Annotated in this window: 25 protein-coding genes; 9 read left to right on the top strand and 16 right to left on the bottom strand. The window is 60.9% G+C overall.

The features are described 5' to 3' along the window. Window positions 1-8 precede the first annotated feature (8 nt). The 4 genes from VJZ71_17975 to VJZ71_17960 are packed head-to-tail and all read left to right on the top strand — an operon-like array spanning window position 9 to window position 4,118. Window positions 9-2,099, top strand: coding sequence for a cation-translocating P-type ATPase (locus tag VJZ71_17975; GenBank protein ID HKQ49968.1), 2,091 nt, complete (start codon window positions 9-11; stop codon window positions 2,097-2,099). Then, window positions 2,096-2,818: a sulfite exporter TauE/SafE family protein gene (locus VJZ71_17970; GenBank protein ID HKQ49967.1), complete on the top strand. Its 723-nt coding sequence runs from the start codon at window positions 2,096-2,098 to the stop codon at window positions 2,816-2,818. The genes VJZ71_17975 and VJZ71_17970 overlap by 4 nt, the downstream gene beginning before the upstream one ends. Beyond that, the gene (locus tag VJZ71_17965; protein HKQ49966.1) at window positions 2,787-3,194 is read left to right on the top strand and encodes a DUF4405 domain-containing protein; all 408 of its coding nucleotides are present in this window, start codon (window positions 2,787-2,789) and stop codon (window positions 3,192-3,194) included. Before VJZ71_17970 ends, VJZ71_17965 begins: the two co-directional genes overlap by 32 nt. Before the next feature lie 60 nt (window positions 3,195-3,254). Continuing rightward, the gene (locus VJZ71_17960) at window positions 3,255-4,118 is read left to right on the top strand and encodes a DapH/DapD/GlmU-related protein (GenBank protein HKQ49965.1); all 864 of its coding nucleotides are present in this window, start codon (window positions 3,255-3,257) and stop codon (window positions 4,116-4,118) included. Window positions 4,119-4,140: 22 nt separating this feature from the next. Here the strand turns inward: VJZ71_17960 and VJZ71_17955 are convergent, their stop codons facing one another. The 6 genes from VJZ71_17955 to alr form a co-directional block, all read right to left on the bottom strand. Further along, the gene (locus VJZ71_17955; GenBank protein ID HKQ49964.1) at window positions 4,141-4,695 is read right to left on the bottom strand and encodes a hypothetical protein; all 555 of its coding nucleotides are present in this window, start codon (window positions 4,693-4,695) and stop codon (window positions 4,141-4,143) included. Between the two features lie 115 nt (window positions 4,696-4,810). After that, complete coding sequence (locus tag VJZ71_17950) at window positions 4,811-5,875, bottom strand: DUF933 domain-containing protein (GenBank protein HKQ49963.1); 1,065 nt, start codon at window positions 5,873-5,875, stop codon at window positions 4,811-4,813. 90 nt (window positions 5,876-5,965) lie between these two features. Next, window positions 5,966-6,184, bottom strand: a complete 219-nt coding sequence (locus VJZ71_17945) for a hypothetical protein (GenBank protein ID HKQ49962.1) — start codon at window positions 6,182-6,184, stop codon at window positions 5,966-5,968. Window positions 6,185-6,198: 14 nt separating this feature from the next. Beyond that, entirely contained in the window at window positions 6,199-6,414 is a 216-nt protein-coding gene (locus VJZ71_17940; protein HKQ49961.1) for a hypothetical protein, read from the bottom strand. 89 nt (window positions 6,415-6,503) lie between these two features. Beyond that, window positions 6,504-6,767: a hypothetical protein gene (locus VJZ71_17935; protein ID HKQ49960.1), complete on the bottom strand. Its 264-nt coding sequence runs from the start codon at window positions 6,765-6,767 to the stop codon at window positions 6,504-6,506. A gap of 111 nt (window positions 6,768-6,878) precedes the next feature. Next, window positions 6,879-8,018 (bottom strand): alanine racemase, encoded by a 1,140-nt coding sequence (gene alr / locus VJZ71_17930; protein ID HKQ49959.1) that lies wholly within the window; start codon window positions 8,016-8,018, stop codon window positions 6,879-6,881. 467 nt (window positions 8,019-8,485) lie between these two features. On the opposite strand from alr, the gene rplA reads away from it, so the two are divergent. The 3 genes from rplA (at window position 8,486) to rplL (ending at window position 10,310) form a co-directional block, all read left to right on the top strand. Continuing rightward, a complete protein-coding gene (gene rplA, locus VJZ71_17925; protein HKQ49958.1) occupies window positions 8,486-9,178 on the top strand; it encodes a 50S ribosomal protein L1 in 693 nt (230 codons plus the stop codon). Window positions 9,179-9,189: 11 nt separating this feature from the next. After that, on the top strand, window positions 9,190-9,726 hold the full coding sequence (gene rplJ / locus VJZ71_17920) for a 50S ribosomal protein L10 (GenBank protein HKQ49957.1): 537 nt from the start codon (window positions 9,190-9,192) through the stop codon (window positions 9,724-9,726). Window positions 9,727-9,890: 164 nt separating this feature from the next. Then, on the top strand, window positions 9,891-10,310 hold the full coding sequence (gene rplL / locus VJZ71_17915; protein ID HKQ49956.1) for a 50S ribosomal protein L7/L12: 420 nt from the start codon (window positions 9,891-9,893) through the stop codon (window positions 10,308-10,310). A gap of 98 nt (window positions 10,311-10,408) precedes the next feature. Here the strand turns inward: rplL and VJZ71_17910 are convergent, their stop codons facing one another. Further along, window positions 10,409-10,909 carry a ferritin-like domain-containing protein gene (locus VJZ71_17910; protein HKQ49955.1) on the bottom strand — a complete coding sequence of 167 codons (501 nt, stop codon included), beginning with the start codon at window positions 10,907-10,909 and terminating at the stop codon, window positions 10,409-10,411. Between the two features lie 158 nt (window positions 10,910-11,067). Further along, entirely contained in the window at window positions 11,068-12,510 is a 1,443-nt protein-coding gene (locus tag VJZ71_17905; protein HKQ49954.1) for a hypothetical protein, read from the bottom strand. 55 nt (window positions 12,511-12,565) lie between these two features. On the opposite strand from VJZ71_17905, the gene pdhA reads away from it, so the two are divergent. Beyond that, the gene (pdhA, locus tag VJZ71_17900) at window positions 12,566-13,759 is read left to right on the top strand and encodes a pyruvate dehydrogenase (acetyl-transferring) E1 component subunit alpha (GenBank protein HKQ49953.1); all 1,194 of its coding nucleotides are present in this window, start codon (window positions 12,566-12,568) and stop codon (window positions 13,757-13,759) included. On the opposite strand, the gene VJZ71_17895 is transcribed toward pdhA, so the two are convergent. The 7 genes from VJZ71_17895 to VJZ71_17865 all read right to left on the bottom strand — a co-directional run bounded on the left by VJZ71_17895 (window position 13,756) and on the right by VJZ71_17865 (window position 17,526). Beyond that, complete coding sequence (locus VJZ71_17895) at window positions 13,756-13,905, bottom strand: hypothetical protein (GenBank protein HKQ49952.1); 150 nt, start codon at window positions 13,903-13,905, stop codon at window positions 13,756-13,758. The genes pdhA and VJZ71_17895 overlap by 4 nt on opposite strands. A gap of 167 nt (window positions 13,906-14,072) precedes the next feature. After that, entirely contained in the window at window positions 14,073-15,569 is a 1,497-nt protein-coding gene (locus VJZ71_17890) for a pilus assembly protein TadG-related protein (GenBank protein ID HKQ49951.1), read from the bottom strand. An 89-nt stretch (window positions 15,570-15,658) separates the two neighbouring features. Further along, window positions 15,659-16,078: a TadE/TadG family type IV pilus assembly protein gene (locus VJZ71_17885; GenBank protein HKQ49950.1), complete on the bottom strand. Its 420-nt coding sequence runs from the start codon at window positions 16,076-16,078 to the stop codon at window positions 15,659-15,661. 55 nt (window positions 16,079-16,133) lie between these two features. Next, entirely contained in the window at window positions 16,134-16,499 is a 366-nt protein-coding gene (locus tag VJZ71_17880; GenBank protein HKQ49949.1) for a TadE/TadG family type IV pilus assembly protein, read from the bottom strand. 32 nt (window positions 16,500-16,531) lie between these two features. After that, window positions 16,532-17,107, bottom strand: a complete 576-nt coding sequence (locus VJZ71_17875; GenBank protein HKQ49948.1) for an A24 family peptidase — start codon at window positions 17,105-17,107, stop codon at window positions 16,532-16,534. Further along, window positions 17,104-17,244, bottom strand: a complete 141-nt coding sequence (locus VJZ71_17870; protein ID HKQ49947.1) for a hypothetical protein — start codon at window positions 17,242-17,244, stop codon at window positions 17,104-17,106. The genes VJZ71_17875 and VJZ71_17870 overlap by 4 nt, the downstream gene beginning before the upstream one ends. 117 nt (window positions 17,245-17,361) lie before the next feature. Continuing rightward, the gene (locus tag VJZ71_17865; GenBank protein HKQ49946.1) at window positions 17,362-17,526 is read right to left on the bottom strand and encodes a Flp family type IVb pilin; all 165 of its coding nucleotides are present in this window, start codon (window positions 17,524-17,526) and stop codon (window positions 17,362-17,364) included. A 1,344-nt stretch (window positions 17,527-18,870) separates the two neighbouring features. Here VJZ71_17865 and VJZ71_17860 point away from each other — a divergent pair. Beyond that, the gene (locus VJZ71_17860; protein ID HKQ49945.1) at window positions 18,871-20,877 is read left to right on the top strand and encodes a hypothetical protein; all 2,007 of its coding nucleotides are present in this window, start codon (window positions 18,871-18,873) and stop codon (window positions 20,875-20,877) included. Window positions 20,878-20,949: 72 nt separating this feature from the next. Here the strand turns inward: VJZ71_17860 and VJZ71_17855 are convergent, their stop codons facing one another. Continuing rightward, window positions 20,950-22,923, bottom strand: coding sequence for a S8 family serine peptidase (locus tag VJZ71_17855; protein ID HKQ49944.1), 1,974 nt, complete (start codon window positions 22,921-22,923; stop codon window positions 20,950-20,952). Between the last annotated feature and the right edge of the window lie 405 nt (window positions 22,924-23,328).

Raw genomic sequence — 23,328 nt, 5'->3', positions numbered from 1 at the left:
GGCTCGTCATGACCTGCGACTTCTGCCATCTTCCAATTCCCGCGTGGGCCGGCCAGACGCCGACGTCGGAACCGGGCTATTGCTGCTACGGCTGCCGCCTCGCCGCGGATATCACCCGTTCGCGTGGCGAGCCCGGCCGCGTCAACTGGATGCTCACGCGCCTGGGACTGGCCGTTTTTCTTTCCATGTCCGTGATGATGTTCAGCATGTACCTCTACCGCCAGCACGGCTTGCCCGACGATCCTGCATCCGCCGCGCTTTCCGATTCTCTCGGACAGGTCATGCGCTATCTATGCCTGCTCTTCGCCACCCCGGTTTTTCTCCTGCTCGCACCGCCGATTTTTTCAAACGCCCTTGACCAGGCTCGCGCCCGCATTCTCTCCACCGATGCCCTCGTCGTGCTCGGCGTCGGGGCCGCGTTTGCGTATTCGTACGTTGGGACGCTCTCCGGCACCGGCCAGACCTATTACGAAACCGGCTGTGCCATCCTGGTCTTCATGACACTGGGCCGATGGCTCGAGGCCAGTGGCCGCTTGCGGGCCTCGGATGCCGTTCGCGCGCTCGAAGCGCTCCTTCCCGATACCGTCGCCGTTGACCGCGAGGGCCGGCGCCTCGAGGTGAAGCCCGACGCGATTCAGCCTGGCGATCTTCTTAGCGTTACGGCGGGCCAGCGAATTGCCGCCGACTGCGTCATCGAGAAGGGCTGTGCCGGCATCGACGAACAGCTTATCACCGGCGAAAGCACTCCCATTGCGAAGTCGCCCGGAGACCTCGTCCGCGCCGGTTCGCTCAACCTCGATGGCGCGCTGGCACTTCGCGCCGTCGCCACCGGCGCGGGAAGTACCCTCGGCCGTCTGATCGAGCTGCTCGAAAACACTTTGCGCTCGCGTACCCGGCTGCAACGCCTGACCGACCGCATTGCGACGATGTTTGTTCCGGTGACTGTCATCCTCGCCTTGATCGCCGCCGCTCGCGCGTGGCCGCGCGGCTTCGATGACGCCGTCATGAATGCGATGGCGGTCTTACTCATTGCCTGCCCGTGTGCCCTGGGCATCGCCACGCCGATGGCCATATGGGTCGCCGTGGGCACCGCAGCCAAGCGCCATATCCTGATCCGAGACAGCCAGGCGCTTGAAGATCTGGCCGGTATAAAGGCAGTCTGTTTCGACAAGACCGGCACGCTCACGCTGGGCCAGCCCGTCGTAGCCTCATGCGCGATCGACTCCCGCGATCCCGCTGAGCGCGAACGCATTCTCGCTCAATCCGCCGGTATTGCCGCGGGGTCGGCGCACATCCTCGCCCAGGCAATTACGCGCTACGCGAAAGTTCAGCGCATCATCCCGACGGCCGTCGTCGAGTCTCGCACCATTCCCGGCCGCGGTTTGATTGCTCGCACCAACGGCACGACATTGGCGCTCGGCAGTCCGGAACTCATGATCGAGAATCGGCTCCATGCTCCGGAGACGCTTCAACGCTCACTCGAAGGTATTCATCGCTCCGCGCAGTCCGTTGCTTGTATCGGTTGGGGCGGCGTGGTGCGAGGGGTCTTTGCGTTCGACGAGACGGTTCGCCCGGAGGCCGGCGGCGTACTCGCCTCCCTTCAGCGATCCGGTCTCGCCGTTAGTGTCCTCACCGGCGATCACGCCGCCCGCGGGAAGCGCCTTTCCGAGTCGCTCAACGTACCAGTGCTTGCCGAACAACTTCCCGCCGACAAGGTCCACCACCTCGAACAGGCCCGTCGAACGACCGGGCCCGTTGCCATGATCGGCGACGGCCTCAACGACGCACCCGCCCTCGCCGCTGCCGACGTCGGCATCGCCCTGGGCTGTGGGGCCGACCTCACCCGTGAATCCGCGGCGATTTGCCTTCTTGGCAACGACCTCAAATCCGTTCCATGGCTTTTCGATCTCAGTCGCCGCACCGTCAGGACGATCAAATCCAATCTCTTCTGGGCGTTCGCGTACAATCTCGTTGGAATCGCGCTCGCCATGACCGGCCGCCTCAACCCGGTCTTTGCCGCCGCCGCGATGGTCGCCAGCAGCCTGCTCGTCACGGCCAATTCGCTGCGCCTGCGAAACGTCCCGGAGACCGCCCGATGATCGCTGAATCCCTCGCCATTACCGCCGGCGGTTTTCTTGGCTCGGCGCACTGCATCGGGATGTGCGGCGGATTCGCCTGTGCCGTCGGGGCGGGCCGCGCCAACTTCTGGCCGCTGTTTGCCCGTCAATTCGTCTATAACGTCGGCCGCGTCTTTACGTACGCGTTCCTTGGCGCTCTCGCCGGTGCGTCGGGACTCTATCTCTCGCGCTTTACGCTCGGCCCCGTCAACCCGCAACAGGCATTCTCGCTTGTCGCCGGCGCGATCATGATCGCTCTCGGTCTGGCCACACTCCGTCTCATACGCCTGCCGCACCGCTGGACCGCCGCCACCAGCCAACTCTTCGCCCCCCTTTTCGCGTATTTTCTCAACGCTCGAGGCTGGTTCGGCTATTTCCTCGCCGGCCTGGCCAACGGCTTCCTCCCCTGCGGCCTCGTCTATGCGTTTCTGGCTCTCGCCGCTGCCGCGCAGGACGGCCCGCGCGGCGCGGTCATCATGACGCTTTTTGGGCTTGGAACGATGCCCGCGATGCTCGCCATCGGCTGCGGGACGCGTCTGCTGACGCAGAGTGTGCGCCTGCGGATCTATCGCGTCGCGGCGGTCTTTGTCGTAGCCTTGGGCTCGGTGACGCTCTATCGCGGCTGGCCCAGCGCGGACGCGGCGTGCTGTCATGCCCCTGGATCAGCGAATGTCGCGGCAGACGATCAACTTCCTCCTTGATGGCACCCTTCTCGTCGCCTTCCTGTCATTGCTGTGGATCTCCGTACTACTTCGGGCCATATTTCCCGAAGGCACGCTCGCCGCGGGTTGGTCGCTCTGGGGTCTCGGTTACGATGCGTGGTGTAAGATTCAGTTCGCGGCCCTTTTAGCCTTCGCCCTTTGCGTGCTCTTGCATCTCATCCTGCACTGGTCCTGGGTCTGCGGTTTCATTACCGGCCGCCTCACGAGAATCCTCGGTCGCCGCATCTCCACCAACGAAAGCACCCGCACGGCCTATGGCGTGACCACCCTCATCGCCATCCTCAGCATTCTTGGCACCCTGCTTTTCTTCGCGCAGCTCGGAACGCGAGGGCCTGCCGGTACGCTGCATCCCTGAGTCCCTTGTGGCCCTTCCCTTTAACCATTGAAATCTCTGCGTCTCTTGGAGGATGGCGACATGAGCACCGTTCTTAATAACCCGACCCCCGGTGATTCACCGGGGGCTAAAGTCGCAGCATCGGCCCTCGCCAAGCCCGTCGATCCGTGTCGCGCCCTGCAAGGCTTTCTCTTTCTTGACCTCACCGCACGGCTCTTGATATGGACCACCTCGTTCGTCGTCACCAGCATTGTTTTCGCCTCGCGGGACTGGTGGCCGCGCTCCTCGCTCCTTACCGCCGACCTCACCACCGCCCTCGCCTGGGGCGGCTGCGTCGTTATTTGGCTTGTCCTCTTTAACTTTGCCTACGTCGCCCTGCTTGTCGTTCTCCGTCTGCCCATCCCCACGCCCCAGCCTGGTCTCTACCCCACGCTCAAGACGCCGAACTTCCTCCAATCCAAGGACCGGCAAATCCTCTATTCGTGCCTCATCGCCCTGCTCACCAAGGCTCGGTACGAAGCCCCCTTCCCCGCGTTCCTCATCTTTCACATCTCCAACCTGCCGCCGATGCGCTGGCTCATGGGCCGCTACTTCGGACCGCGCTCGCGCTCGTGCTACGTGACCGACCCCGTCATCCTCGACCCGTCTTACGTCGAGATCGGCCGCAACGTCGTCATCGGCTCCGGCGCCAATATCGCCGGTCATTGCCAACTGCCGGACATGATCCTGCTTCGCAAGACGGTTATTGAAGATGATGTGACGATCGGCGCGAATTCAACGATTTTCGGCGGCGTAACGATTCGCCGGGGCGCGATGCTCGGCGCCGGCAGCGTCGTATCGCCCTACACGACGATCGGCCCTGGCGAATACTGGTCGGGCGTTCCGGCGGTGAAAATCCGGGATCTCCCCCCGCCGCAGTATCTGGCCGCGGAAATCGCTGTGTAGAAGCAAGGAATGTCACAGGGGATCAAAGGGCACCAAATGCTCCGCCCTTGACCGCACCCGATTGGATCTCCACTTCGAATTCGACCCAATCATCATCGGCGTCAATATCCACCACGGGAGAATAAGCCAAACCAGTGATCGCTTGGTGGTCGGCCTTCACCTTAAGTTCTACTAAGCCATCAACGGAAATCTCTGGCGTCTTCCACCGCCTCCCCTCCGGACCGATGGCTTCCAAGTCGACAGGCGTGGCAAGAATTAGAAGTTCTCCAACCCGTACGGCATACACATACCAAGCTTCGAGGTAATCGACCGCTTTCCGATCATTGGGATCGACCACATATCCCTGCCCGCCCGAAATCACAATCACACGCCGCCCATCGGGATGCGCCTCGGCGGTTCGGAATGACGTGAGCCCGGGCTGAAAGTTCCCTACCCACGGATCGCCCTCGATGGGGAAAAAACGCACCACGAAGCCCTCGCACTGCGTCCCCTGACCACTTGCGCTGAACGGCTGCGCCAGCGGACCGTAAGGCGGCAATCCTGGCAGCACCTCGAATTGCGGCACCCCGGAGATCATTTTTGTTCATTATGCTCATCGCGCGTGGAAATCGGTAGGTTTTTCTGAAACCTCAATCTGCCCGTCGCCACGGAGCTTGCGGTCCTGTCCTGATGATTATCGCAGGCCGGAGTCGCTAAACGTTGAACCGAAAGTTAATGATGTCGCCGTCCTGGACGATGTAGTGCTTGGGCTCCAGGCGGACTTTGTTGGCGGCCTTGGCGCCGCGCATATCCTTGTTCGCCTTCAAATCGGCAAAGGAAACCGTCTCGGCGCGGATGAAGCCGCGCTGGATGTCGCTGTGGATCTTACCGGCCGCCTCCACAGCGGGTGTATCTTTGAGGATCGTCCACGCGCGAACTTCGTCCTCGCCGCAGGTGAGCATGGAGACCAGACCGACGGCATCGTAGCAGGTGCGGATCAGCCGGAGGCGGGCGGGCTCGGCGAGTCCCAGATCGGCGAGGAACGCGGTTTTGTCGGCGTCGTCGAGTTGGGAGATCTCCGCCTCAATCTCGGCGGCGAGGGCGATCGTCGCCTTGGCGTGCTCTGCGGAGAACGGAGGCGCGTCCTTGACCTTGGACTCGTCGACGTTGACGACGACGATGACCGGCTTGAGCGTCAGGAATCCAAAGCTTCCCGCGAGGGTGCGTTCTTCCTCATTGTGGATGGCGGAGGAGACTGGCGCCTCCGACTCGAGGGCCTTCTGGACATGGCGAAACATGGTGAGCTCACGCAGCTCCGCGTCGCGGGTCTTGGTGGGCTTTAGCGTGGACTTCTCCAGCTTCTCGATGCGGTTCGTCACCTGCTCCAAATCGGCAAAGATCAATTCGGTGTGCAGCTCGGCGAGATCGGCCTTGGGGTCGATTCGCCCGCGATACGTCGCGACGGAGGCGCTTTCAAAGGCCCGTACGACCATGAGGATCCCGTCGCAGCGGCGGACGGTGTTCATCGATTTGCGAAATTCGGTCGGGCCGTTGGGCTCAGCGAGGCTGACGCCGGGGATGTCGACGAATTCCAGATGGGCCGGTGTGTATTTCTTAGGTTTGTACAACTCCGCAAGATAATCCAGCCGCGCATCGGGCACACTGACGCTGGCGAGCTGCTCCGCCGGCGCGTGACCGGGATCTGCCTTGTGCCCGGTGATGGCGGCGAAGAGGGTTGATTTCCCCGATTGGGGCGGACCAATGATGGCAAAGCGCATGGTGAGAGCGACCTCCGTGAAGGGATTGTAACACCGCAAGTAGAGCGTGCGCGGGGGAGAGGGATCATCGTCCGCCACAGAGGGCGGACGCTACAGGTTGAAGAGGTTGAGAATGATGGTATTGAACGCGTTGATGAGCGTCACGTTGATCAGCGATTGCAGCTCGAAGTTCAGCGCCCCAATGGGATCGGGGAAACAGCCGGTCGCCTGACAGACCGGAAGCACGGCGACGGCCAGGGCGACCGCACGGCCCTTTCGCCGGAGCCGACAGAACGTAAGCATCCATTTTGCTGAGGTCGATCGTGGCATGGGCGGACGGTCTCCTAGATTAATCCGATTTCCGGAAAGAGCCCAAATATGGTATTGAAAATAAGCGCTGTCGTGGATTGGACGATGATGCCGAAGGTCAGGACGATATTCTCTGCCACGACCTGCTGAAAGGCCTGGTCCGGCAGGCAGCCGAGCTGCTGAAAAAGATAGCAACCGGTTAAAACCTGCCCCACTCGCTTTGAGTACTTCCAGAGCTTTCGCTTGCCCATCAGTCGTAACCCTCAAAAAGAACGACGATCGTCCTACTCTATATCGGAGGACGATCGTCGCGGAATGTACCGGATGGGCGGCGGTTCGGCTAGGCGAACCAGCTAACCACTTCCTGGGCGGCCTGCACGACCGGCTGGGTGGTCGTGGAGGATCCGACGTCGGCCAAGGACTGGAAGAAGGCACCGATGACGGTCGTGACCAACCCGGTCAGGGAGGTAGCAACCCCGGTCAATAATTGCTCTTGGACTTCCTGATCGCAGCCTCCCAGACCGAATTGGAGGGCCATGCCTCCGGCAAGGACCGGGACCAGAACCTTGGATTGAGCGAGGCGAACGATTAGTGAACGCTTCATCGTTTTTTTCTCCTCAGGCGGGGGTCGAAAATGACCCGACAACGCGTCATACACATCGGCGGAGAAGATAGTTGCGGTTTAGCTAGGAATAGAAAAATGCGGACGACAAGGCTAGGAAGCGGCTTTTGCGACCCGGTCTATCCGTTGGCCGAGGAGGCAGGTCACTTCATAGGGAATGGTCCCCAATCGCCGGGCGATCGCGGCGACAGAATTGGGACGGGCGGGATCGTCCGAAATCAACGTGATCGCGGTCCCGGGAACAACCGGCGGCAAATCGGTCAGGTCGACGGCGAGTTGGTCCATGCTGATGCGGCCGACGATGGGCGCGTCGCCGTGATCGGTCGAGACGATAGCGGCGTTGGACAGCGCGCGAAGAAAGCCATCGAAGTAGCCGATCGGGGCGATTCCCAGGCGCGTGGGTCGGCGCGTGGTAAAGGTCTGGCCATAGCCGACGCAATGACCGGAAGGCAGCTCCTTGACGGCCGTGAGATGTGTCTCGAGTCGCAGGATAGGCCGAAGCGCGATGCGTTCGGCCATGTGCTCGGCGGGGAGGTAGCCGTAGAGGGCCAGACCGGGGCGGACCATGTCGAAATGGGCCTCGGGCATGGAGATCGTGGCGGCGCTGTTGGCGAGGTGGCGCGTCACGCCACGCGGGAGAAAGTCGCTCAATGCGGTCAGCGTTCGGCGAAAGGTCGCGAGTTGGTGGCCGGCGAGATCGAGTTCGTGCAAGTCGGCGGTGGCAAAATGCGAATAGATTCCCGTCAATCGTAGGGCTTTCACGCTACGGATTGCCTGGATCAATTCGAGAGCACGTTCCGGTGCGACGCCCATACGGCCCATGCCAGTATCGATCTTGAGGTGTACGTCGATCGGCGCAGTCGGCTCCGCCGCCAGGAGGAGCCCGACCGTCGTTTCGTCCGTAATGGTGAGCGTGAGTCGCTGGCGGATCACGGCGGCGAGGCGCTCGCGACGTTCCGATTCGTCGGCGACGGAGAGGATATTACCGAGGACGAGAATGGGGCGGTCCCATCCGAGGCGGCGAAGTTCCAGGGCCTCGACGATCGTGGCCACGGCGGCTTCGTCGGCGCCGGCGTCGTAGAGGGCCGGCGCGACAAGGTCGATGCCATGTCCGTAGGCGTTGGCTTTGAGTGGCGCACAGAGCTTTACACCGGCTGTAGAACATGCCTTGAGAGCGCGGAAGTTCTGCACAAGGCGCTGTGTATCGATGATGGCGAGTAGGTCGGAGCGCATCCGTGCTTCCCTGCGTATAGTACCATCGGCGGGCTCCCATCATCGCGGAATTGGGAATGCGGTTTGCGGAATTGCGGAGCAACGCCAATAAGTACTATAAGGCTAGAATTGACAAGGAGTAACGTGCGGCGCCCGCAACTCCTTCACATCGCCAGTGGCTTGGCCTTGCCACCATTGGGGCGCTCGGCTACCATGCGTGGCTCGTTTTCCGGCAACTCGGTGTGAGTATTTTCCACTGACCGTTGCCCGTGCTCGACCACGAGCCGCTGAATCGTGGCAGACCTTTGTGTCGTTACTGAGGGTTATTCATGGCCAAAGAAGAAGTCCCTGCCGTCGGCGAGACCGCCGAAGCGGGTAGTCCGCCGCCCAAGGCGGAGGCGCCCAAGTCAGAAAAGCCCAAGAAGCCCAAGGCCTCCAAAACGGGGGATGAGGGCAGCGAAGGCAAGCGCAAGGTGCGCGGGCGGCCGATGCGCGGCCTGAGCAAGCGCCACAACGCCAATCTCAAGAAGATCGAGCGCGACAAGCGTTACCCGATCGAGACGGCGGTGAAGCTGCTGAAGGACGTAACGCGCGGCACGAAATTCGACCAGACGGTCAACCTCGTCATGCACCTGGGCATCGATCCGAAGAACGCGGATCAGATGATTCGCGGTGCGGTGTCGCTTCCCAAGGGGATCGGCAAGACCAAGAAGGTGATCGCGTTCTGCGACGGCGACGACGCGGACAAGGCCAAGGCGGCCGGTGCGATCGAAGTCGGCGTGGACGATTTGGTTAAGAAAATCAGCGACGGCTGGACGGATTTCGACGTCGCCATCGCACATCCGAGGGCGATGGGCAAAGTCGGCAAGCTCGGCCGCGTCCTGGGGCCCCAGGGAAAGATGCCGACGCCGAAAAACGGCACCGTGACGCCGGACATCGCTCAGGCAGTCAAAGAGTTCGCCGCCGGCAAGATCGAATTTCGCAACGACGCGGGCGGGAATATCCACGCCATCGTCGGGAAGGCCAGCTTCGCGGAGAACGATCTGATGGAGAACATCAACTCCTTCGTGGGTCATATCCGGCGAATGAAGCCACCCAGCAGCAAGGGAACGTACCTGAAAAAGGTCTGCATCAGCGGGACGATGTCGCCGTCGATCGAATTGGAAGTCGCGCAAGCGTAGAGGAATTTGCCATGAGCCGCGCCGTCAAAGAACTGGTCGCCAAAGATTTCGAGAAAAAATACAAGGACGTGGACAGCCTCATGGTCGTCAGCGTCCACGGGCTCAAGGGGACCGAGGTCAATACCCTGCGCGGCGAGCTGCGCAAGAAGCAGATCGAGGTCCACGTCATCGGCAATCGGACCGCCAAGCGCGTCCTCGCGGACACCATCCTCGCGCCGATCTCGTCGGTCCTGACCGGCCCCTGCGCGTTTGTGACCGGCGGTGCGAGTCCGGTCGATGCGGCCAAGGAACTCATCCGGCTGGCCAAGGAATATCCGACGCTGGAGTTGAAGAAAGGGCTCGTCGAGGGCGAGACCGATCTGATGACGATTGAGGATATCTCCAAGCGCCGCAGCAAGGCGGAGCTTCAGGGCGATATCGTCATGCTGGCGATCTCACCGGGACGACGCATCGCGGGCTGCCTGAACACCGGCGGTCGCGTGGCCGGTTGCATCAAGGCGATTATCGACAAGCTAGAAAAGGGAGAGACGATCGCGAAGGTCGCCTGAGGCGACTCATCAAAGAAATAACCACTCTCAACTGCCCCGATTGGCAGATGGCCTTGCGGCGGTCCGGGTTAAATGGGATCAATGGGATTCCGGCTATTGAGAGGGGCAACCGAGGTCGGTCGGCATGAAAAGCCGCGACCGACCGTGAGCAAAGGACAACGAATATGGCGGAAGCACCAGCAAAGGAATTCAGTTCGGCGGTCAAAGAGATCGGCGACAAGATCGTCGGCTTGACGGTCAAGGACGCCCAGAATCTGGCGGACTATCTCAAAGACGTTTACGGCATCGAGCCGGCGGGCGGCGGCGCGGTCATGATGGCCGGACCGGCCGGCGGCGGCGCGGCGGCGGAGGCCGAGGAAGCCCCGACGCTCTTCGACGTCATCCTCAAGGACGGCGGCGCGACCAAGATCAACGTCATCAAGGCGGTCCGGGCGGCGACGCAACTGGGCCTCAAGGAGGCCAAGGACATGGTCGACGGCGCTCCGAAGACGGTGAAAGAAGGCGTGTCGAAAGAGGACGCGGAGAAGCTCAAGAAGGAACTGGAAGACGCGGGGGCGAAGGTGGAACTCAAGGGCAAGGCGTAATTCGCAGCCTTTGAAGCAATCGCAAGGTAGGTCTATGCAGGCCGGAACGATGAGATTCGTTCCGGCCTGATTTTTTTTGACGACCGGCGGTTATTCCTTCATGCCGGCGTGGGGATCTCCGCCTGGGCGTTGATCGTGCCAGCGATCTGGGTCAGTTTCTCGTCGGCGGCCTTTTCCTCCTTGAGCGTCTCGAACAGGGGCCCGGCGATTTGCTGAAGGCCCAGGTTTTTGGCCCAGGTCACGACGGTGCCATACGTTGCAATCTCATAGTGCTCGGCTTTCTGGGCGGCCTCGATCAGCATCGCGTCGCGAAGCGCCCCCGCGTCGTATTCCTTGATGAGTTCGCCACCCTCCTCGACGATTCCCTTCATCCCGTCGCAGGCCTTGGCGCGGACCGATTCGCCCAGGGATTCCAGGGCGCGTTCCAACCGCTCCACGTGGGTCTGCGTCTCTTCGAGATGTGACTCAAACGCTGAGGCGAGCTCCTCGCTTTCCGCCGCCTTGGCCAGCCTGGGCAAGGCCTTGGTCAACTGCTTTTCGGCATGAAGCAAATCCCGCAGTTCCTCCACCAGCGCATCCTGTAGTGATTCAGCGGCCATGGGTCAGTCCTTTCTTCTTTTTTGGTGTCAGCAAAACCGTGAGCGAAGAATGGTAGCCGGCCGCCTTTTACGTCGAAGTGAATTCTGTCTTACAGCGCCTTCACTGTGCGAATTCTGCCTTGGCGCTTTTACGATTTTGTGAGTCGCTGTAGGGCGAATCAAACCGGAGCGATGGAAACGTCGGGCCCAAACAGTTCCTGTTCCATCAGATCGAGGAATCGTTCCACGTTGGGTGTATCAAAGTAGTCTTCAAAGTACGTGACGGACAGGTTCATCCGATCGCCAAACGTGGTGCGACCGAACATCCAGCCGGGGTGGCAATTCATCGGCCCGGCCCCGGACAAATTAACGATGCGGGCCGAGCCGAGGTGCGTTACTGACTGGTCGAATTGGTAGCCGGTGAAACCGGCGGCGGCACGCGGCAGGCGGTGCGTCGTCAGCCAACGGGTCACACCGAAGGGCCAACGCGCGGCGGCGCGGTACATATACCACATGGCCTGATCGCGGCGCTTTTCAAAAAAATCACGGAATTGGCGGCCGGCGACGGCATCCGCCTTCGCGCGATCCTCCAAATCGCTCGCGGCAAAGACGATCCAGGGAATGGAGACGTGGTTGCCACAAACGCCGGGCCGAGGGCCCTTACGCGCCAGCGGCAGAGATTGGGGGAATAGGTAATGCGAGCGCGGGCGACCCTGGTTGGTGGCCATTTGGTGATACGCTCGTGCGAGCGCGACCAGGATCGCGCGAGAGTAGCGGAGTGGACCGGGCGCGGTCCGTTCCTTCGCCAGAGCCTCGAATCGGGCGCGCTGTTCTCCGACATACGCCCTCAGGGCGACGCGACAGTGCTGCGGCGCGGCTTCGGGCCGCTGAACGATCCGCGGCTGGCGGAGGCGATCGTAGCTGGCATAAAGAAATCGCCCCTGCCACGCACGAAGCTGGGCGGCGGGAAAACCTGCCGCGAATGGTTCGGGGAAGGCCGCTGCCGGGTCAGGATTCAGCGACGGCTCACGGCCGCAAAGAATATCGTGGAGCGCTCCGAGAAGGGCGTGACCGCCTTCGATGTCCATGAGCGGGTGCGCCCAGCGCAGGGCGAGGCGATGACGCTCGCCCGGCATCTCGATGTGGACCAGGCGGAGTTGCCGCCCCTCGTGGACGTTGACGGGATCGTCGATGACGCGATTCAGAGGGGCGAGGATGTCATCGCGCTCGGGATCGAGTTGATGGTGCTCATATTCGACGGCCTCTTCGAGCGGTTCCCGCCCTACCAAATGCCAGGAGGGCCGATGGAGGATGGATGAATACCTGATGTGTGCCGAAAGGGCGGGATAACACGTGCCCAGCCGGTGCAGGGCGCGTTGCAATTCGGCCTGCGGCAGCGGCCCTTCCAGATCTACGATGAGCATGACGCTCAACCCGCAATAGCCCCTGTGCCGAAGCGACTCGTGCGTGACCAGCAGCACGTGGTCGACGGGATTGAGCGGATAATCCATCACACCGGCCGGGCCAACCTTGCGAAAATCGGGGTCTTTTTTTAACATCTGGGTTCGGAGCCCTTTGGGGATGGCGTGGTCGATGGGTTCGATCGCGGGCGCGGGCAACATGATGCAAAATCGCCAAGAGTATGCAACGCTTGCCAGACCTTAACAAGGAGCCGTGGTGCCGCGAAGCCGGATAAGCCCTTCTCATTGCGTGGAGCACCTCTCGATCCTCGGCGCGGACGGCGCGGTCGATCGGGACCTCGATCCGGGACTACCCTCCGAGCAACTGCGGCGTTACTACCGTGCGTTGGTTCTGGCGCGGCGCTGGGATGAGCGGATGATCAACCTCTCGCGGCAGGGGCGGATCGGAACTTATCCCCCAACTCGCGGTCAGGAGGCGGCGTCGCTGGGCCCGGCGTTCGTCATGGAAAAGGCCGATTGGCTGGTCCCCTCGTTCCGCGAAATGCCGGCGATGCTGTATCTGGGTTGGCCGATGGAGCGGCTGATTCTCGGCTGGTGGGGAGGATACGAACATGGGGCGCAGCCGCCGGAGGGCCTGAATGTCCTCCCCTTGTGCGGACCGGTCGCGACGCAGTGCCAATACGCGGCGGGCATCGCCATGGGCAACAAGTTCAAGGGCGATTCCGGCGTCGTGGTCACTTTCCTGGGCGACGGCGCGACGAGCGAGGGCGATTTCCACGAGGCCATGAACGTCGCCGGGGCGTTTCAACTGCCGCTGGTCATGATCGTGCAGAACAACCAGTGGGCCATCTCGATGCCGCGCAGCGCGCAGACGGCATCGCAAACGCTTGCCCAGAAGGCCCTCGGTTACGGCTTCGGCGGGATGCAGGTGGATGGGAACGACCTGCTCGCCATGATCGTTGCCTCACGCGAAGCGCTCGATCGGGCCCGGTCGGGAGGAGGACCCACGCTGATTGAGGCGATCACCTACCGGCTGGGGCAACATTCCACCTCGGACGATTCGGGGAAGTACCGCACGGCGGACGAGGTGAAAGGCTGGGAGACCCGCGATCCGCTGACGCGCTTCACGATCTATCTCGAACAGCGCGGGATCGTGAATGACAAGGTTCGCGGTCTGGTGGAGGAGGACGTCAAGCAGGAAATCTCCGCGGCGATCCAGCGGGCGGAAGCCTACGTGCCCGATCCGATGGAACCCTTCGATCATTGTTTCGCCACGCGCCCCCCCCACCTCGTCGCGCAGCTTGGCGAGTTTCAGGCCTATTGGCGCGCCCGGGAAGGCGCGGCCAGACCGGAGCCAAAGTGCGGACCCATCCAGAAAACGCCCGCGGTTCTGGCCAAGGCGTCCCGGTCCCTACCGGCGCCCGCGCCATCGGCGGGGCTGCCCAATTAGTCGATTAGCGTGCCCAGAACCGTTCGCAGGAAATTCTCGTACGGCATCGAGATGATCCCGGTCACCGGGGCGAAGAGAAAGTCATAAATGCCGGTGAAGATTCCAAAGGCCAAATCGATGAGGGTGGTAATCAGATCGGTTTCCATAAGAAGAATCGCTCCTTAAGTAGTCATCGGGTTATTCACAGCCGCGCCAATCCAAGCGGTAATTAGGATACCACAAGGGGGCTGCCCGTGGCCAGAGCCAGGACCGGCGCCGTAACATTCACGGCTGCCGCGAGTTATCACTTAAACGCCACTGGTGGATTTAGAATCTACTCGACGAGGAACGTGTCGGTCCCGAAAGCCGGGTTTCGACCGTCGTAGTGAATCTGGATGAGACCGTCGCCGGAGATTTCCAGCGTCCGGGCGATCAACTGATTCCCGAAGCCGTCCCCTGTGCCGCTGAGATTGAGGTGGTTGCACGGAAAATACAGCGAGCCGACCATGTTAAGATCGCTGGTGCCGATGATCGTAGCCACATTGCAATTCCCGGGCGATTGAAAGATGGTGAGGCCCTCGTACGGTGACAAGGCCGCCACGGGCTCTGGGTAGTCATAGTCCGTGGCATCGCAGTCGGGACAAGGCGTTGGGGGCGTTTCTGAATCATCCAGGTCAATCGGACTAAGTGTTATACATCCATTGCCATTGATGTTTAATTCGCCGGTCGGCCCGTTGATAAAGAGCATCACACCCTCCCCGCAGACCACCGCACCGCCGCCAATGTCGAAGCCGGTAGGCCGAGGCGGGGGACCCGTATTCGGCGCGCCTCCGAGGACATAGACCCCTGGCTTCATCGTTAGCGTCCCCCCCGTCATGCGAATCCCACGGGAGTAGTATCCCGGGTCGATCACCTGTTCGTCTCCGGCATTCATGACAATCCCGCCCAAATCGGTCAGACCGACGATGCTCGGCACCGGGACGGCCCTTAACGGGTCGCAGATAACGTGATTCGTTTCACATTGGAAGATACTCCCCTCACCGCACGGTTCGGGCTGAGGCCCCTCCTCACAGGGGTTGTCGATATTAACGCTGTTGCCGGTCTGATCGTACCCGCCATAGATTTCGACGTTGGGGGTAATAACCGTGGCATTGCCCTGGGCACAGAATGCGTCGGGGTTGGGAGAATTCACGGAGACCCCGGCACCTTCTTGGTCGCAATTCAACGGCGGAGCGGGCAGGACGCTGACCGTCAGGTTGCCATGGATGTACAGGGAGCAATCGCAAGCCTCCGGCGGGCAGTTGGCACAATCGGAACGCTGGGCACACGGCAGGGCGCTGCAAAGGGCAATGAGGCCTGAGCCGGTTCCGCCGGCGAGCATGGCGATGGCGTCGCGTTCGACAAAGGTGGAGTTTCTTCCGAAGGCGCGGCCGAAGACGAGGGGGAGTTCGCCGGCCCCCTCCCCGCTCTTGCGCCGGGCGACCACCTTAACGGCATTCGGCGTGGTGTTGTCGGGGATGAACTCAAACGTTGTGCGATTGAATCGGCCCATGACTATATCGCCATCGGCGGCGTTGGGTATGTTGGGATCGAGATGAACGGTGCTGTTGCCGGCCCGGTTGAGCAACGCGAGGTCCACGGCGGCGGCCCGGGCGGCGGGAATATCGGTTTTGACGAACTGGGCGGCGGCGAGCGCGGAGGCATCGGCCGCGCCCTGCAATTCCTCAGCGGTGAAGACGACCAGACCGGTGTCGAGGGACAGGCCGACGAACCCGATGAAGAGGATGGCCGTCAGGGAGACCCAGAGGAGGGCGATCGCCTTGCGTTTCACAGACCGTGGTTTCTTGAGGTTGGCGCTCATGATTCACCGTCGATTGATTTTACTGATAACCCTCTTTTTCAGCCGCCGCCTCCCGCTGGCTACTCTTTCATCATGTGGAATTCGCTGTTCAACGTCGTCGGCATGGGGAACGGGAGCAAAGGCGTACTGCTTAACGCGACTAACTGAATATTGGAGTAATTCACTTCGACACGAGCACTGATCGTCGAACCTCTGGAGACGCCCATGATGCTCGATGGAGTGGTGCTTAACGAATAAGTGCCGATGTTCGCATTGCTCATAATAGCGGAAACCGCGGCGCTAACCTGGGCGTCCGTGGCGCTGGCGCGCGCCCCAATGCGGGCGGCTTCTCTTGCGGCGCTGTTGATTTGTTGAATCTTGATGACCGCCCAGCCGTATTCGAGGAGTGCCAGTGTCAACAACAAGAGGAGCGGCATGACCAGGGCCACTTCCACGACAACGGCAGCCCGCCGCCTCGTAGTTCGTTTTGGCTGTGCCATGCTAAAGTCCTCAAACCACTGGACCGCCGGGAAATCGACCGGCGTTCAAAGTCCGCTATTCTTTCATAATACGGTATTCGCTACCCAGGGTCGTTGGCAATGGAATCAAGGGAACGTTGACTAACGTTACGTTGTCATAATTCACTTCGACCCGAACCCGGATCGTCTCTCCCCTGTCGGCGCCGGCAACGTTGGCCGGAACGGTGGTCACCGAATAGCTGCTGCCACCCATGCTTGACCGCGTCATGACGGAATCAACAGCCGCGCTGATCTGCGCATTCGTCCCGTTGGATCGCGCCCCGGCACGAGCCCCCTCCCGGGCGGCGCTGTTTAGTTGCTGAATCTTGATGAACACCCAGCCGTATTCGAGCAACACGAGCGTCAAAGACATCAGAAGCGGAAGGAGCAGGGCTGTTTCCACAAGCGCGAGACCTCGCCGCCGGGTAGCTCCTCTTAGCCATGCCATAAGGAAAGTCCTCCGACCGCCGCACACACGCCGACAAAGATGGCCACACCGTAGGGCATGGGGGCGCTGGGTTTGCGATCGCCGGTGATTGTAGCGCCGATCAACTGCGGCTTGCCCATCGCCACTGCGGGGGCCGCCTGCTGAGCGATATCGGCCACATGCCGCATGGTGGTTTGAAATTGGCCTCGCGTCAGGGCGACGACGATCCCCATGGCAACGCCGGCGAGGGCGACCATAAACAGCACGACGAGTCCCGGAACCACACCGGTCCAGGCCCCGACCGCGGCCATCAGTTTGACGTCGCCTCCACCGCCCCGTGCGTATACGAACAGGAAGAGATAGGGCAGGGCGAGGATGAGGGCGGCAGCGATGGAATCCAGAAGACCCCAGGGACCGCGGTGCATGGTGGAGTACGCCACGCCGGTCGCGAGCAAGGGAATCGTCAGCCAGTTGGGAATTCGGCGCGATGCGATATCGGTGGCGGCGGCGACCATGCAGGCCCCGCATAGGACGCCGATTTGCAACGGCGCGAACTCGCTCACTGTGAGTCCAAGAAAGCTCACCGCGGGCTCCCCACGTGCCGGCCGTCGTCGTGCAACTCATGGACGCGGTCCTGACCGCACGCGGTCAAGAGCACCAACATCCGTACCATCGCGACGACGATCAGCCCGGTAAGAATCGCAAAGCTAACGGCTTCCATTTTCGATTCGGCCTCCTCTTTCGATTGGTCCTCCTGCAAGTTAAGGGCGAAACGAAAGAGGGCGTCCGGGGGGCGGACCCCCCGGACGCCAAAGCGTAATCTCACCTTTTCAAGGGCTTACGGGAGGGCGCCATCCAACGTGGTGAACTGGGTGTTGACCCAGGTACCGATGTTGGTGATGGCCGTGATCGTGGCGACCACGATCAGGCCGGTGATAATGGCGTACTCGACCGTTTCGAGGCCCTTCTCGTCGGCAAACAATTTCTTCAGCATCGCTTTCATAACACTATCTCCCTCTAAAAAACTCTGCTCTCGTCTCCGCTCCATACACAGGTTAGCGGGGTGCCAAGAGCACTCACTCTCGTTTGTAAACGCGGCGCGGATGAATCTCGCACCGAGAATTTCGAATTCAGCAAAGCATCTGCTTCCCAGAGACGATCGGCCCGCCCGACATGTGCCCCCCCTACTAAGCCTGCTACCCCAATGGAAACCAAACCGGGCCGCCAATGTGCCTTTTGCTTGGAAGCTATCGAGAACCCTCCGCGGAGTCGCGTGCGAGGCGCTCGACGTCGATTAAAACTAGTAACCCAAACTTACTCTCCCTCCTCTTATACCCGACGCGGGGGGAGCGGTCAAGAGGATTCACAGGGATAAACTTTAGATCATTTCGACGGGCCGTCCTCGAATAATAGCCGACCAAATCACTCGTAAAGTGCGGCGCATAATAATGACCCCGGCGTCTGGAATAAAACGATTCTATGCGCCGAGTAGGTACTTCCCCCAGTACCAACTCCGCGGCCAAAAAACTTCTCCCTGGGCACCGATCCCACGCCTGAGGTGATAGATTCTCGGACTTTTACGTCGGAAGGACTGCTCACGATCGCGCCTCCTTTCCAGACTGCAACGTCGCATGAATTCCATCTCGGGCCAAGGCGAGAAAAGCCTATGGTTGAGTCGGCTTCCGTGATCCGAACCGGCCACCACGATAAACATCATCACCGACAGTAGCGGGCGAGCGGACACAAGCCGTAGAAGTTCTGCTTTGATGCGAAGGAACGAACCGCAACGACGAGAGTAATCGCGCGGCGACGTCAATCGTTCTGGTGCGCAGCCGGATGCCCTCCGCTTGCTGTTCAGCGTGCGTGTTCTTGAACCGGTTCGCGGCGAGGATGCGTTTTGAAGGCTTGACGTGCGCTGGTCAGGGTTTGGCGGAAAGGAACTGAAACACAAACCGCAGCATTAAGTAGAAACCCTATGAACCCTTGGCGGCTGATGCCAGGAGATCTTGATTCCTGAGCAGGCCGCCGTTACGATTGCAGGCTATTCGCGTCTTGATCCCGGAGCGTCGAGACCGGGATCCTCAGGGTCGTTTTGTCGAGAACGGGCAAATTCCAGTCAGCTCGACTGCGTGGCCGGAGACCAACAGATTCAATGCGGAGTTCCCGCATTTCCGGCGAGCCTTGGAAAAAGTCATAACGGGTATCGCGGCGAACACCGCGAATTGGCCTATTGGTGATGCTGGGGCCTTCGGTCGTAGTCCATGAAAACGAACCGACGGAGGTGGTACTTGGGGGTGAAAACGGGCCGTGAAGTCGGCTCACGGCTTGAGAAAAAGGAGATTGGGCGATGAAGAGCAGAATTACTTTGGGCAAGGGATGTGCATGCTTCCTGGCGGGCTTGTGTTTGGCCGCAACCCTGGGCGGCGTTCGAGGGACCTATGACGTCATCGTCGCCACGCCCGTGGGAGCGGACGTCGACGTCCAGCCCTCCGGTGGGGAACTCCCGGTGCCGCCTCCCCCCGCGGTGACAACGAGCCAATTCGATTATGCACCGGGTACGAATGTGGAAATTGCGGGCAGCGCGTTCGCGGCGGGCGGGAACGTGACGCTGTCGGTCTCCCACCTTTCTCGAACCTGCACCTGTGGTGCGGAGGCGCATCGGTCCTGGACGGTGGTCGCGGATGCCAGCGGCAGCTTCGTATCGAACTGGGCGCTGAGCCCCACCGCGACCGGTCCCGACGTCCTCGCGCTGGTCGCCATCAGCCCTGACGGCACACGGGCGGAGACACTCTTCACCTCCAACTTGACCGGCGCGATCTGGACGACCGATCAGTGCGGGGCAACGGTGAACCACAATGTGTACGGATCGTGCGAGCCGCCGAACCCGCTGGTTTGCGATCCGAAGAGCCCGTTCCTGAATGGCGGGCCGCAGAATCACAACTGCGGCTTTGCGGGCGGGCTGCCGGACGGGGATTTCTACTTCCAGGTGACCGACCCGTCGGGCATGGTGCTGTTGTCCAACGACGGGATCGAGCATCGGCAGGTGCATGTGGAGTGCGGGGTGATTACGGAATACGCGAACCTGCCCGACAGCGTGGCGTCACATGTGGTGGGGACGGGGTTCTGCCCGGCGCACGACGCCTGCGCCGCGTCGATCAGCGTGGCGTTGTGGCCCTTCGATCCGACGCCAAACCCAGGTGGGGAGTACAAATGCTGGATCACGCGGGTGAGCGATTACGATGAGAGCGACCCGCAGGCGAATTTTGGGTTCCGGGAGAGTGAGAGTAAGACGGATAATTACAAGTGCGCGCGGCAGCCCGGGACGGGGGCGTGCTGTCTGGCGTGTGCGGGGCATCCGGATACGTATTTGGATGAGTGCCGGAGCGACGTGACGGAGGCAGATTGCCAGGCGATGGGCGGAGCGTATCACGCCGACGAGACGTGCCCTGGCGATACTTGCGGTGAATGCCCGCAATGTACAATCACTATTCGGAAATACTACGATGCGAACGCAAATGGTGAGAACGATGCTGAGATACCATTAGACGGTGTCCAAGTTGAGGTTTGCTTTACGCCGATGGGAGGATTGGAGACATGCGTGACGCTGACGTCCGGGACCGACGGACCCGGCCAAGCCTCCGTCGTAATTCCAAGTGGATCATCCATAACGGTGTGCGAACTACTTCCAACGACAGGGGTATCCAATTGCAATTGGATTCAAACCGAACCCAAAGTTTCGAGCCCTAACTCGATGACAATTGGCGACAAGATATGCTATTCCATGACCCTGCCTGATACGGTTGGATGTACTCAGACCCTTCCATTCGGCAACGTCTGTATATGTGCCCCTTCGACGGGTCGTACATTGGGCTTCTGGTCGAACAAGAACGGAAAAAATATCTTGTCGAGCAAGGACTCAGCGTGGCGCGACCTGCTCAATGCATTGTGTCTGCGGAACGCGAGCGGTGCGGATTACGATGTGCCAGGCGGGATGTTCGCGGATGCCTACACGAACTTCCGAACATGGCTCTTGGACGCCAATGCCGTGAACATGGCCTGCATGCTCTCGGCACAGCTTACGGCGACTAAGCTGGACATCGCGTATATGGGAATGAATGCGGGGGATAACGTGCTTCTGCCAGACGACTTGGCCGACTGCTACGGCGCGCCGATGGCCAACATTGGGGCAGTGGTAGCGGCGGCCGATGCTGCACTTTGCGCCGATGGTCTGACACCGTCGGGTGACGAGCCAAGCCGATCGACGCAAGAATGTCTCAAGGACATCCTCGACGGCGTGAACAACAACGGACTACCGGTCATTTCCGGCGAGCCCTGCGACGTGGTGTATCCATAGTGTGCTGCATCTAGGGATTTCTATTGACATGCGGCGACGTCGCCACCCTTTCTTGAGTGGGCGACGAACCGGTTATCTGTAGACCGTCACGATTGCGGATGTGCCGACGTTTCCAACGGCATCATACCCCCTGGTTTGGAGTGAATGTGCGCCGCTCGCGGCCCTGCGGGGGTTCCAGCTGGTCGTGAACGGGGCCGATGTCGACGTCGACTTGATTGCGCCATCCACATAAAGTTCAACCCGGGTTACGCCGACGTTGTCGGAGACGTTGACCGTGACATTGACAACCCTGTTGCCGACGCTGGCCCCGTTCAACGGGGACGTAATGGCAATCGTCGGCGGGGTCGCGTCATTAACGTTGTTGACGTTGACAAGAATGACAGTGGTGGCAATGTTTCCCGCGGCATCCGCCGCGCGGGCCTCCAACGTGTGCGAGCCGTTGGAGGTGTTTATCGTATTCCAGGCGAAGCCGTACGGCACGGTGGTGTCGGTGGCAAGCAACCCGCCATCGACGTAGAGGCGGACCGAAGCGACTCCCACGTTGTCGGTAGCGATGGCCAGTACATTCGTCGTGCCGCTGACACTGGCGCCAGCGCTCGGAGCGCTAAAGCTGCACGTCGGCGGAGTGTTGTCGGGAATGGGCCCGCCAGCGTCAATTGCCATCGCTACGGCCCGTCCGACATTCAATCGGCCCCAACCAAAGGTCGGATCCCACCCGGCGGGCCCAAGATCGTCTGCCGACTGCACAAGGATTCCCTGAATCTGTTGACAGGTAAGCGCGGAATTCGCGGACATTGTTAAGGCCACAGCTCCCGCAACATACGGAGCCGAAATGGACGTACCGGAGACGTCGTAGTAACCCCCGCCAAGTATGGTAGACGTGGCGACGCCCGGCGCAGCGAGATCGATGTTATTCCCGATGTTTGAGTAGGAAGCAATCGTGTCATTGTAGGTGGTTGCGCTTACATTGAGCACCGAGGGATCGTCTGGAGTGCTCAGAACCGCGATTTCATTACCGGCCGACGTAACGACTACTCCCCCCCGCGATTGAAAATACTGCGCGGCGCTCGTTACTGCTGAACTATTTACGAGAAATGAGAGATTGGCAACTTTCGCGCCATGATCGGCGGCCCATATGAGTCCTGAGGACATGTCCCAATAACTCGCGCAGCCACTGTTTTCGGATACGCGTACTGGCATGATAGGACAACCCCAAGCAACCGATGCAACGCCAATCGTATTGTTGGATGCTGCGCCGGCAACGCCGGCGACGGCCGTTCCATGACCCGTCACGTCTGTCGTGTCGGAGTTATTGTTGTATATATTCCATCCAGCAACGAGCTTTGGCGCGAGATCGCTGTGAGTTGAGTCGACGCCGCTATCCAATATGGCGATGACTACTTGATCGCTGCCTATTGTGGCGTCCCATGCAGTTGGACATTCAACTTTTCGTAATCCCCATTGCCAATTTGCATACCAAAGGTCATTCGGCACCATCGCCGGGGGAACGATGCGATCCAGCTCCGCGAACTCCACTTCCGACTGTTGACCGAACGCCCGGAGTTGGGCCGCCTCGCTCGCGTTGGGGGGCAGTTCGATGATCTTGACGCCGATCTGAGGAATCTCTTTCGCCACGCGCGCGCCGGCGGCGCGGCTCAGGACGCGATGCTGATCCTCGGCGGAAGCCCCGGGTTTGAATTTGACCAGCAGTCGACCGGGCACGAACGTGCCGGCGGCCGGTTCGTCGTCGCTGGACGCCGCGTTGACGATGTCGGATGCCGGTGTCCCGCCATTGATCCCCGCGCTGGGCCGATCGGCGCTAACGCCTCGCGACAACGCTGGGTCCAGACCGCTGCCGGTCCCCTCATCACAGCCCATCCCCGACAAGAGGCATACCAGCGAAACGGAAAAAACGAACAACGTGCCGATCGTCTTCCGGCAAGTGTGCTCCCGACCGGTCCATCGCTTCGGGATGCGCTCGGAGAGGAAAGTAACCACTGCACGACGGCGAAACGGCCCTGGGCCGTCTGTGACGAACACCGACATGGAAAAACCCCCAAGGGATGCGCAAGGTCGGTGAAGAATGGAATCCTCCGCCGATCTGGCCGTGGTAACGCGTTCTACCTGTCAGGAAAGCGCTGAGTGGGGCGACTTCATGACTTAGCCGCCCGGCTGGTTCACCTAAACTACTACAAAACCCCGGACATCCACGCAAGTCGCTGCGGTGCGTATGGGACGCACTTTGAGCACGCTCGTTGCGAGCGGCTTCACCAAGTAACTCCCGTAGAGTAGGTGTCCCCCATGTGTCCCGTCCGGTAATTCCGACGAGAGGGATAATCGGCTCGTCGAGCCCAATTCTTGGACAGCGCCTTCCTGTTTCGAAGTTAAAGGATTGTACCTACTGGCTTTGCATTTACTTCGGCAGAGACCATTGGTCCTATAACAACGGCA

It is taken from the genome of Phycisphaerae bacterium (assembly GCA_035275405.1).
GTDB lineage: Bacteria > Planctomycetota > Phycisphaerae > UBA1845 > UTPLA1 > DATEMU01.
Note: the sequence above shows the minus strand (reverse complement) of the source record. Positions and strands in the feature narration are given on the sequence as shown.